Origin of the sequence: Labilibaculum euxinicum, assembly GCF_009795715.1 — a bacterium.
In the GTDB taxonomy this organism is placed as follows: domain Bacteria; phylum Bacteroidota; class Bacteroidia; order Bacteroidales; family Marinifilaceae; genus Labilibaculum; species Labilibaculum euxinus.
Map to the genome: position 1 here is coordinate 1 of NZ_WTCR01000015.1, position 12,118 is coordinate 12,118.

At 32.2% G+C, this 12,118-nt stretch carries 11 protein-coding genes and 1 tRNA gene; 7 read left to right on the forward strand and 5 right to left on the reverse strand.

Annotated features, from left to right (window positions below; translation table 11 throughout):
• The 3 genes from GQR60_RS20450 to GQR60_RS17070 all read right to left on the reverse strand — a co-directional run.
• A partial coding sequence (locus GQR60_RS20450) for an IS3 family transposase (protein WP_160463512.1) occupies window positions 1–177 on the reverse strand: 177 nt, incomplete at its 3' end.
• Window positions 178–290: 113 nt separating this feature from the next.
• Window positions 291–599, reverse strand: a complete 309-nt coding sequence (locus tag GQR60_RS17065; protein ID WP_124994096.1) for a transposase — start codon at window positions 597–599, stop codon at window positions 291–293.
• 146 nt (window positions 600–745) lie between these two features.
• Window positions 746–2,044 (reverse strand): Fic family protein, encoded by a 1,299-nt coding sequence (locus GQR60_RS17070; protein ID WP_124994097.1) that lies wholly within the window; start codon window positions 2,042–2,044, stop codon window positions 746–748.
• Window positions 2,045–2,897: 853 nt separating this feature from the next.
• Between GQR60_RS17070 and GQR60_RS17075 the strand changes: the two genes are divergently transcribed.
• The 7 genes from GQR60_RS17075 to GQR60_RS17105 all read left to right on the forward strand — a co-directional run bounded on the left by GQR60_RS17075 (window position 2,898) and on the right by GQR60_RS17105 (window position 11,108).
• On the forward strand, window positions 2,898–3,512 hold the full coding sequence (locus GQR60_RS17075) for a recombinase family protein (RefSeq protein WP_124994098.1): 615 nt from the start codon (window positions 2,898–2,900) through the stop codon (window positions 3,510–3,512).
• Between the two features lie 300 nt (window positions 3,513–3,812).
• The gene (locus GQR60_RS17080) at window positions 3,813–4,322 is read left to right on the forward strand and encodes a hypothetical protein (RefSeq protein WP_124994099.1); all 510 of its coding nucleotides are present in this window, start codon (window positions 3,813–3,815) and stop codon (window positions 4,320–4,322) included.
• A 1,467-nt stretch (window positions 4,323–5,789) separates the two neighbouring features.
• Entirely contained in the window at window positions 5,790–7,628 is a 1,839-nt protein-coding gene (locus tag GQR60_RS17085; protein ID WP_124994100.1) for a KAP family P-loop NTPase fold protein, read from the forward strand.
• A 1-nt stretch (window position 7,629) separates the two neighbouring features.
• Complete coding sequence (locus tag GQR60_RS17090) at window positions 7,630–8,370, forward strand: hypothetical protein (protein WP_124994101.1); 741 nt, start codon at window positions 7,630–7,632, stop codon at window positions 8,368–8,370.
• Window positions 8,360–9,730, forward strand: a complete 1,371-nt coding sequence (qatC, locus tag GQR60_RS17095) for a Qat anti-phage system QueC-like protein QatC (RefSeq protein ID WP_124994102.1) — start codon at window positions 8,360–8,362, stop codon at window positions 9,728–9,730. The genes GQR60_RS17090 and qatC overlap by 11 nt, the downstream gene beginning before the upstream one ends.
• Window positions 9,727–10,458, forward strand: a complete 732-nt coding sequence (qatD, locus tag GQR60_RS17100) for a Qat anti-phage system TatD family nuclease QatD (protein WP_124994103.1) — start codon at window positions 9,727–9,729, stop codon at window positions 10,456–10,458. Before qatC ends, qatD begins: the two co-directional genes overlap by 4 nt.
• A 299-nt stretch (window positions 10,459–10,757) precedes the next feature.
• Window positions 10,758–11,108, forward strand: a complete 351-nt coding sequence (locus GQR60_RS17105; protein ID WP_124994104.1) for a hypothetical protein — start codon at window positions 10,758–10,760, stop codon at window positions 11,106–11,108.
• Between the two features lie 335 nt (window positions 11,109–11,443).
• On the opposite strand, the gene GQR60_RS17110 is transcribed toward GQR60_RS17105, so the two are convergent.
• Window positions 11,444–11,514, reverse strand: a tRNA-Cys gene (locus GQR60_RS17110).
• A gap of 117 nt (window positions 11,515–11,631) precedes the next feature.
• Window positions 11,632–11,982 carry a dihydroneopterin aldolase gene (gene folB / locus GQR60_RS17115; protein ID WP_124994105.1) on the reverse strand — a complete coding sequence of 117 codons (351 nt, stop codon included), beginning with the start codon at window positions 11,980–11,982 and terminating at the stop codon, window positions 11,632–11,634.
• Between the last annotated feature and the right edge of the window lie 136 nt (window positions 11,983–12,118).

Here is a 12,118-nt window from a genome sequence, read left to right on the forward strand (position 1 = left end):
CATTATTCTGTACACTTTCTTGTGATTGATCTTATAACCTTTACGCTGAAGATACTTTGTCATTATTCGATAACCACAATCAATAAACTCATGCTCCAATACGCCTTTTATAGCTTCTACAACAGTCCTTTCTTCAACCAGGCCATCCTTACTGTGGTTGGTTTGCTTGCCAGGCAAAACACCTTTTCTGCCATTTAGCTTCTCTTTATAGTAATAACTACTCTCAGAGAGTCCTACATACTTTAATAAATCTTTGATACTTACAGTATACTTTTCGAAGAAACGATCTACTAGATTTTTCTTGGATCGTCTGTTCCAAACTTTTTTTTTAGAAGTTCTTTCTGAATTTCCAATTCAATTTCCCGGTCTGCTAAAAGCTTGCGTAGAATCCGAATCTCTTCCTCAGCTTTCTTCATCTCTGGACTACTGGTATCATATTTCACTTTTAAGCCGGCTTCTCCCTTAGTATCGAACTTCTTTTTCCAATTATAGAAAGATCCAGTACTAACATTATACCTTCTACAAACTTCTACTACATTACCTGTTTCTGCCTCGCTTAAAATGGCTAGTTTTTCTTCTAATGTCCAACGTCTTTTCATACCCTAAATTTAACTGTTTTAAATGTGAAATTTTACTCCAGTCTTTTTCGGGGCTAAACTATAACCCTATAAAAGTAAAAATTGCGAGATTTCACACAAATCTCGCAATTTCAACAAAAGATAACTTACACGCTGTCTTTTATTTTTTATAAATTATGAGTTTTCATTATTTTGTCAAAGCTTGTTGACTTTATAAAGTTTTGCTTCTTTTTATTGACTTGAATAATCTCAAGAAACCCTAATTCAACAAGATTTCTTAGGTCAGCCCTAGCCGTGTAATTGGAAATACTAAATCTCGATTCTATTTCCTTAGTATTAAGAACTCTATCTGAATCATCATAAATGATTTTCAATATCTGAGCCATTCTATCATTAACAGAAGGTATTTTTAAAAACTTCGAAGCTTGGGAGACCTCTTTTTGCTTTCGATTGATGTATATTTTTAAAGCATCTATGGCTTTTTCCATAGTCCTTATGTGGTATGTTATAAAATAACTCAAATCATTTCCGTCCGACTCCGTATAAAGGAAAGCCTTTTCATACTGGTTTTTCGACCCCTTAATAATCCTTGAAATTGACAAATATTCTGTCATCCAGTAGCCTTTTTTCAGCATATACCAGTAAAATAAAGCCCTCGATGTTCTACCATTACCATCAGCAAAGGGATGTATCCATGCTAACATAAAATGAATAATACAACCTTTAATAATTGGGTGAATAAAATCATCCGTATCATGATTAAAGAATGAACATAGATCATTCATCAAATCAGAAATTTCAGTAAAATCAGGTGGAGTGTGTACCGTTTCACTACTTGCAGTATTAACCACATAAATATCGTTATTTTCCCTAAACTTACCCTCGTCCATCTTATTATCTAAGGTGTTATTAGATATTAAACGATGTATAAAAAGTATCCTTTCAGGTGTAATTTCTTCTGTCTTGCTCTCTGCTATTTCTTGCATTGTAACAAAATTATTCAGAATCATTAGCTCATCTTTACTTTTAGGTTTTTGATCCTTTTGGATCATTTCTTTCGCCTTTTTCCGAGTTGTATTAGCACCTTCTATTTGACTACTTGAAATTGCTTCCTCTATTAATGAGCTAATAATAAATTTTTCCTTGTCTGTTTCTGCAATTCCAATATTACTACTTAAAGTACCGCCAAAATGCATATCAAAACGATGCAAGCTTCTTTGTATAAAATCAGTCAGCATGAAAGAAAATTTATATCTCCCAAACTCAACAACATTGCTATTTATTAACCGATGAAGTTTTATCGCATCCCATAATTTTGCAGGATCATATTCCCGAGCTTTATATTTTAATTTATCCCAATACAAATAATCATCCTGAATAACCTTTAATAACCCATTATTTTGCAATTCAATCATTAGATTAATAGCACTAGTACTCTGTTTAAATTTAGGCGGCTGCTCAATCATTTTCCTTTTAGTATAAATTTTAAAATTGCGAGGTTTTACACAAATCTCGCTTTTCCATCAATAAACGAATATAGTTTTTAATAATGTGATTATAAAAAAAAACATCTTGAAATTGCGAGATCTTACACAAATCTCGCAATTCTAGCAATAAACTAATTTTATTTAAAATCATGGGATTCAAAAAAACATCTTGAAATTGCGAGATTTTACCAAAATCTCGCAATTTTAACAATAACCGAATGTCGTCTTAAATCGTGGGATTCCAACAACCGATTAATTCATTTGGGCGTTTCTACTCTCATTTAAAGAAAAACCCATTTTCATTAAATGAAAACATCCTTATTTAAAATTTCAGTGTTTTTTTTAATTAGGCAAAAGGCTTATTTAAATCTTTGGTGGTATTAAGAAATGAAAAAAGCCACATCGATAAATTTATCTGTGTGGCTTTTGTTGTTATTCTGTTGCTTTGTTCTGTTGTTTGAGGAAGTTGTTATAATCCTTAATTTGTTGTACCAATCCTCCTAAATAGTTTTCTATGTGGTCGTAATATTTGGGCACAATAGATTGTAAGATATCAGGATCTGATATATTAATATATCTAGTGAGTTCTTGTACTTTTTTTAATACCTCCCATAGTTGGAGGTCAATAATTCTAGACAACTTCAATCCAGTTTTATCAAACAAACTATATTCAGATTTGTTTTTGATATTATAAATTAGCTTAGTCGTTTCTGATATTTTATCAATGCCTGTACGTATACCTAAGCGAAACCACAGATATAATGGTGCAGTAAGGACAAAAATCAATGTTTAATGCACCATAATTAAAGAACCACATAAAATGCACTAGGCAATGAGAGTATATGGATATTTAAGAGCATCGACCAAAGATCAGGATGCAAATAGAGCAAAAAGCACATTAATTGATTTTGCAGGGAATTTGCAAATAAGAATTTCAGGCTGGTTTATCGAAAATGAATCCGGTGCAAAATTGAACCGTCCTGAATTATTTCGATTGTTGGAAATGGCAGAGCCGGATGATGCAATTTTGATTGAGCAAATAGATAGGATAACAAGACTGTCTGAGAGCGACTGGCAAAAGTTAAAGAGTATCATCATTGAGAATAAACTAAAAATAATATCAATGGATTTGCCAACCAGTTACAATTTTGCCAAATCTACAGATGAATTTCAGAAACGAATATTAGATGCCATTAATTCTATGATGCTGGATATATTGGCCGCTACGGCTCGAAAAGATTATGTGGATAGGAGGCGCAGACAATCCGAAGGTGTACAAAAGGCAAAATCATTAGGTAAATATAAAGGTCGCCCCGAAGATATTGAGCTTCAAGGAAAAATTGAGAGTTTGCTCATTGATGGAAAAAGCTACAATTATATTCAGAATATGCTTGGATGTTCCCGACATACCATATCAAAGGTTAGTAAAAAAAGTAAGCGCAATTGAGAAAACATGCCATGTAAGTACGGGAACAAAAGAAGGGAGCTTTCATGAGCTCTCTTTTTTATTCCAATACTAAATAACCGGAATAGGTTAGAATCAAAATAAATCAACTTTAATTAACAAGAAAAGATTTAAAAATTGAGATCATTAGCAATTTACCCCGATATCAAGATAACAACTTCCTTTAAATGAAATTTACAAAAACATTCATATTTTTTTGTTAAGTTAGTTTGTTGGATAATATTTATTAGCCCAACTCGAATTCATGAAGAAAAAGTATTTAAATTCTAAAAGTAAATGATGATGATTGACGAAACATGGAATTTGGTTATGTCTCTGGACAATGGAACGAAACTAACAAGCTTGATAGCAATTCTTGCCCTTGGCTTAACTATTTGGCAAGGGAGTGTGACCCGAAAGCACAATAGATTGACAGTAAAACCGAGCTTGATTTTTTTTGATAATTTTTTGTCTGATAATCATCAAAAGGGATTATTCATTATAAATAATGGAGTTGGGCCTGCTATAATTAAAGAACTTACAATTATTGTAAATGAAAAATCAGTGAGAATTGACAACAATAAAGATGATTATCGCAGTGTAATGCAAAACTTAGATTTAACATCTGACAAAATACTTTACAAAGTTATCCCAACGGGTTTATATATTCCGGCACAAAAAAATGAACCTTTCTTATGGGCTGTAAATGATAATTATAGAGATCCTGTGATTGTAAAAGGTTTTGACGCATTGAATTATATTATCCACTATGAGTCTGTATATGGTGAGAAATTTGAACAGAGTTGGAAATAGTAATTGATCCTTTGACTTAACGCTATTTTATTTGGAGTATATTTTAGGAACTCCATGTTTATAAGCAGGCATGAAAATTTCTACTCAAAAGATATTTCTTAATTCTAGGCTCAAAAATACCGTAAACCGGTTTAGACCTGCTTTAAACGGGTTTTCTGCACTATGCACTTATTCGATGAACATCCTTATTTTCAAGAGAAAGCAAAGTTATTTCCCAGACATTTGAGCTTATTTTTCACTTAAGAATACCAGAAACCCGTTTAGACCAGTCTTAAACCGGTTTTCTGTAGTATGCACTTATTCGCTAGACACCCCTATTTATAGGCAAAAGCGAAGTTGTTTTCCAAATAAACAAGCTTATTTTTTAATTAAGAATACCGGAAACCCGTTTAGACACGTCTTAAACCTATTTTCTGTAGTATGCACTTATTAGCTGAACACTCCTATTTATAAGGCAAAAGCGAAGTTGTTTTCCAAAAAAAAAGCTTATTTTTTACTGAAGAATACCGTAAACCGGTTTAGACCCGTTTAAAACGGTTTTCCGTAGTATGCCCTTATTCGCTGAACACCTCTATTTATAGGTGAAAGCGAAGTTGTTTTCCAAATAAACAAGCGTATTTTTTACTGAAGGATACCGTAAACCCGTTTAAAATGGCTTTTTGTATTTTTCCCTTATTCGCTAAACACCCCTATTTATAGGCAAAAGAGAAGTTGTTATTCCAAGTAAACATGCTTATTTTTTACTTAAGAATACCATAAACCCGTTTAAACCCGTTTAAAATGACTTTCTGCCCTATGCACTTATTCGCTGAACACCCCCATTTATAGGGTAAAAGCGAAGTTCTTTTCCAAATAAACATGTTTATTTTTTACTTAAGAATACCGTAAACCCGTTTAGACACGTCTTAAACCCGTTTCCTGTCGTATGCACTTATCCACTAAACACCCCTATTTATAGGCAAAATAGAAGTTGTTTCCGATATATATATAAGCTTATTTAAAAATACCGAAAGCCGGTTGCCGTATTTATTCCTATCCTCCAAACAACCATATTGAACTGGTGAAATGGAAATTCCCAACGAATCAATATTCCAAAATTTTTAAATACCCGTCTTTACGCTCCTAGCTGACTAGTTAATCGTTTACCAAGCGCATCCATTCGTTGGGTATTATTCAACTTAAAGATCTATTTATTTGATGTGATGTTTAGTACATACTGAATAGAATTTCTTTTTTCGAGAAGTTGGCAGGTTTGACAGTATGAATCTTAATTCAAAAATAGTAGCTTTATTTAATTTTCACATATCTAAAGATTTCAAAGTAAATATATACATCTAGTTTTGACTTATACATTCACTTTTCTGAAATATTCTGAATGTTGTAAACTATTGTGTATACAATATTAAAAGACCAGATTAAACAGAGATAACTTAATTAGAAATTACGTTAATTTAAAAAGGACTAAATATGTGGGCTGATAATGTTACCGATAAAGATTTTCTAGGATTTGATGTTCATGCAGACCTTATAAAAGAGTTATTATGCGATGAATCCTTATTACCAATAACTATTGGTTTATTTGGTGATTGGGGAAGTGGAAAATCTAGTATATTAGAAACACTAAAAAATAAAATAGATGACCCTGACAATGGAACTGTTTGCTTGTATTTTAATGGGTGGATATTTGAGGGCTACGATGATGCAAAAGCTGCATTATTAGAATCGATTATTAAAGAATTTGAAGATTCTAAGAAATTTGGAGAAGGTCTCAAAGAAAATATTGGTAAGCTTATTAATTCTGTTGATTGGATGAGAGCCGTTGGGTATGGCTTTAAGAATATTGCAGTCCCTGTTGTTTCTGCATATTTAACAGGGGGAGCAAGTCTTATTCCTCAATTAGCACAAGGCTTGACAAGTGCCGCAGAAAAACCAGAAGAACTGCTTGGCAAAATAAAAAATGGTGAGGCAGAATCCTTCATCAAACAATTTATTACAACACCTGAGAAAGAGAAAGAAATCTCATCAATAAGGGAATTTAGAAATGATTTTGAGGAACTAATAGAGAATTCAAAAATCAACAAGCTGGTCATATTAGTTGATGATTTAGACAGATGTACGCCCGATAGAATCGTCGATAATCTAGAGGCAATAAAATTATTTTTAAATGTTAAAAACACTGCATTTGTAATTGGAGCAGACCCCAGAATAGTTAGACATGCCATAGAATATCGTTATAATAATCAATCTTTCAATTCTCCTGACGAAAACAAAAATGACCGTATCGTAAATGATTATCTCGAAAAGTTAATTCAGATACCATATAACTTACCAAAGTTATCAGATTCTGAAGTTGAAACTTATATTACGCTTCTTTTCTGTGAACGAGATTTGGATTCAAATGCCTTTCAAAAAGTAATTAACGCTTTTAAACTTTTTAAGATTAAAGATAGGTATAGTGTATTTGATTACTCTAATATCCAGATAGTTCTTGATGAATCAGAACTTCAACAATTAAGTAAGAGCGTATCATTAATATCAAAGCTATCACCAATAATAACAGAGAGCTTATATGGTAATCCTAGGCAAATAAAGAGATTTCTAAACACTTTTATGCTTCGAAAGAAACTTGCAAAGGTTGCAAATATTGATGACTTCAAAGATGATATTCTTGCAAAATTAATGGTTCTAGAATATGCTGAATTAAAACTATTTGAACAACTTTATAAATGGCAAATATCCCAAAAAGGCAAACCGAAAGAATTAATTGAGATTGAGAATATTTGCGAAGATAAAACTAAAGCAACTTCAGCGTTGAATGAAAATTATAAATTATGGAATAATTATAAAGTCATTAATTGGGTAAAAGTAGCCCCCAAATTATCTGATTTTGATTTACGCGATTATTTTTGGCTGTCAAGGGATAAACTTTCCGCAATACAAAGCAATACACTGGTTCCTCCTTTCATTAAATCATTATTATTGAAACTTGAAGAAGAATTGCCTGGAAAACTAACCAAAAATATAATTACTGAAGAGCTTATTCCATTGAGTAGTACTGAAAAGGAGTTGTTTTTTACGTTATTAAGTCAACAAATTATTTCAGAACCTGAAAAAAAGCGATTATATGATATTTTCAACTATTCAATGGATGAAAACATTAATGAATGCATCGATATATATATTAATACAATTTCAAAAATAGGAAGACTTGTTCCTCCTTCGATTGTAGAATCACTAAAAAGATTTGATAATATTCCTGCAATAAATAAAATCTTAACCAAGTTTAACCCCTCAAAAAAGAAATAATATGGGAACTTCTCAAGCATATTCTGGATTTTCTAAAAACCCCAATTGGGGGCCACTAAGTGATAGTATAACAAGAGCATGTGATGATGGTAAAATTTCAACTGAAAAATTAGCTAAAATTACTAGTCGTTTTGTTAATTTATTAGGTGGTTCCAATATTGCAGGGAGAGGCGGTTCAAAAATTGGAGGTAAATCAGGTATTCGAACCGCACAAAAAATAGGTGGATTTTTTGGAGATATAAGTACCGTAGGCTTTTCTCAGGCGTTGGTTAATTCAGGCTTTGATTATGACGGATCTCAATCTCCCAATGATTTAATAAATCATCTACTTGAGTATTGCGCTGGTGTTGCTGCAACAATAGATGACACTGCCGCTAAGGAAGCAGAAAGACAGTTGTTGTGTGAAATCTTAGCTGAAGCAAAAGATTTTCAAGAACTAGAAAGGAATTTCCAAGAAAAAATTGAGGAGTATGGTATTGAAGAATTGATGGTTAAATACTATGCTTTATATATATACGAACATCTTTCAATCGATTTTTATGAAAAACTTATAAAGGATAAAGGAAAGTCTAAGTGTGGCAATCTTTATCGACAATTAAAAGACTTCCTTTTTGAAAAAGTTAAAAATATTTCAAGAAATAGCGATTTGAGTAAAATCCAATGGAATGGCGAAGAAGGTGATAGAATGGTTAAAAATATTTTTGAAGATACATTAAAAGCATTTGAAGGTTATGAAAATTAATTTTGATTACCAAGAACCTACAAAAGGTAAGTTTTCTAGTATGAAACTAAGTTTTGAACCCGAAAACGAAAACAAACAAGAATGTAACTTAAAGGTTAGTTACTCTGAAGTTTACCAAAGAGTTGGATTGCCAAATAATTATGCTTTTGATTTATTATTAATGGGAATCATTACTTATGGTATAGATAATGCAATAAGTAGAGATAAATACTCTATAAATGGTTGGTCGAGGGAATTTGAAGTTTCATTTCCAGTATCAGACCCTCTAAAATGGAATTTAGAAAAAGAAAATTTAGAAAATGCTCTTAACTTTTTGACTGGTGACCTGTGGAATATCTCTTTTGAAGGTCACAAAATAAAATCATATTATTTTCCGACCAAAAAAGATTTAAAAATTTACCATGATAATAGGACTAATCTAAAAGAGTATTCAGTAGTGAGTTTATTCTCAGGTGGGCTTGACTCATTTATTGGCATAATAGATCAATCCGAAGATATGAGAAATAGTAAAATATTACTTGCATCTCATTCTGATGGAAATTTTAAAGGAGTCATGCAAGATCAAGATGATAGCTACAAATCTCTGAAACAAATGTATGACGAAAAGTTATCGTGGTCGAGGATAAAAGTCTCATTAAGCAATATTACGAATGGTGATAATTATAAAAATGAAATCACAACAAGAAGTCGCTCTCTTTTATTTTTAAGTATAGGAATTCTATACGCAAATTCAATATCAAATGATATTGATGTGTTGATTCCTGAAAATGGTACAATTGCAATAAATCATCCGCTTACTGCTTCTCGCCGAAGTAGTTGTAGTACTAGAACTGCTCATCCTCATTTTTTAACATCATTGCAGAACGTACTTAATCATATTGGAATATCAAATAAAATTAAGAATCCATACGAACTTAAAACCAAAGGGGAAATGGTCGAAGAGTGCATAAATCAAAATATCTTAGTTAATTCAATGAAACTAACTTGCTCATGCGCAAAAAGAGGACATAATTATCATTGGGATAATAGAACAGGAACAGAACATTGTGGTCGCTGTATGCCTTGCTTATATCGTCGTGTAGCTTTAAATAAGACAAATTCAGATAATGAATTATATGGGATTGATATTTTTAATACTAGCGACGAAAAATTAGAACAGCAAGACCTTCTTGCTTTCTTTGATTATTTAAACAAAGATATTAGCATAGAAAATATTGAAAAAAACATATTGGTAAATGGAGCATTTCCACTAGAAAAAGTTAGAGATTATGCTCTAGTTATTGAAAGAACCCGCACTGAAATAAAGAACTGGATATCACAAAAAGGTAATCAGAAAATTAAAAATAAAATTGGTTTATGATTATAGACACTCATTGTCATTTTGATATGTTTGAGACCCCATTACAGGTAATCAAAGAATGTGAAAGACAAAAGATTATTACTATCGGAATGACTAATTTACCTAGTCATTTTGAAATGGGATTTCCTCATATTAAGAGCTTTAAATATATTAGAATGGCTTTAGGTTTGCATCCTTTATTGGCGCAAAAGCATCATGGCGAGTTATTAAGGTTTAAGAATAACATCGAGAAAACATCATATATTGGAGAAATCGGTTTAGACTTTTCTAAAGAAGGAATTGCAACTAAAGAAATTCAGATTAAAAGTTTTGAGTTTGTTTTAGAAACTATAAAAACTAAAAACAAGATTGTAAGTCTTCATTCTAGAAGGGCGGAAAAAGAAGTACTTGAATTATTGAGAAAACACAGAATAGAGAACGTGATTTTTCATTGGTATTCTGGTGGATTAACCGTCTTAAGACAAATTTTAAAGAGTGGGTATTATTTCTCAATTAATCCTTCTATGGTTAAAAGTAATTCAGGACAAAAATTGATTTCAGAGATTCCTCTTGATAAGATCCTGACAGAAACGGATTCACCTTATACCTCGATTGGTAATCGAATAACTAGACCTAGTGATGTGAAAGTTGTAATTGACTATTTGGCAAAGAGTAATAACTTGTCTACTGGTATTATTGAAAAAAAAATACATACTAATTTTAAGGACTTAATTAATAAGATTCAATAAAATGAATCCATCCCACACAGCCAATCACACTTGCAATTCCCACAAGCCAACGCACATCCAAAAATTACAAAAGAGTTTGTCTGTGCCATCACTTTTTTACCAACCCTAGAAGCAAAATCAGGGCAGTGAAGACTTGAAAATACAGTATTCGAATGAAATGAAGAAAACGCCCAGCAGGTAACAAAATGCATATTTAATAGCTGTTGAGTTCATTTATTTGAAGTTAGTCGTAAATTTAAAATTTTTGTCAACGCTTTCGGTTACTCATAGATTATTCACTAGAAAAATACAATTCAATTATGACAGACTTATTAAATGATAAAGATAAAATTCAAAGGATAATTTACGAAGACCAGTTAAGGAGGTTTCTTAAAAAAGACCTTATTGGATTAATGTTTCCAAACGTAAGAGGTGCTTCTCAAGAACTTAAAGATGATATTAGGACATTAGCATTGGGGGAAATAAGCAAAGACATTGGGATTGAAAAGCTTAAACGGTTAAAAGATATTTGTGAATATTTTATAAGCCAAAAATCAATCAGACGTAAATCATATGATGCGCCAGACTCAAAAACAAAAATTGTAATAGATAAATTTACTCGTTATGAAGAAAGTCTTGCGCAGATTGAAGTGCTTCTGAGAGATGCTTAAGTCTTTTGGATATTCCGGATCATGTTGACCCCCTGAAATCCGGATCGGAAAACAAATTTTTTCCTGCTTATGGAGAAGTCACAAAGAGTGACAATCCGGCGGATACTGACCCCCTGTCTGAAAAGCGATCAACAAAAATCCGGATCATGTTGACCCCTCTTTTCAAAATAACACAGGTTTTGGTTCTTTAGTGATAGAAAGTAGATGACCACTAAAACCTCAAAATAGCATATTTCCGACTGCACATAAAAAGCAAAACGGCAACAAAAACGGCAACACCTAAAAACAACAAAGCCCCAACTCATTGAGAATTGGGGCTTTATAAATTTACTTAGAGGTCTCTGGCGGATTCGAACCGCCGTAGACGGTTTTGCAGACCGGTGCCTAGCCACTCGGCCAAGAGACCCTATCTTCCGTAAAGGCGTTGCAAAGATATAAATTTCTGATTTACTCGTGCAAACTTTTTTCAGCTTTTGTAACAAAAATCTCAAGGTATTTCTGCAAAACAAGCTCAATCAAAGAATTAGCGACTTAAAGTTAAGCTTACTTTTTCTATTTGTCCACCCATCGGAGGGTTCATTTTAGATACTTTTACTGTTGCATGCTCCAATTCCGGGAAATTTTGATACAAAACATCCAAAATTCTCTCGCCTACATGTTCAAGCAAATGAGATTTTATTTGCAATTGCTCCTTTATCATTTCGTAAGCGCGCTGATAATTCAGAGCATCACCTATAGAATCCGATTTCACCGCCTTTTCGGCATTATATTCCATGCGGACATAAATGGTAAATTTATTCCCGACAATTTGCTCTTCCTTAAAACAACCGTGATAGGCATAAAATTCCATGCCCTCTAATTCAATAATTCCCATCTTTTTTTGATATGATATTCATTGGCGAAAATAAGAGATAAATTTTAGAAATTACGAATTCCAAATGATGATTTGCAATTTATGAACCAGTATTAACCAATTTAGTAATTCGTAATTCTAAATTCGTAATTGATTT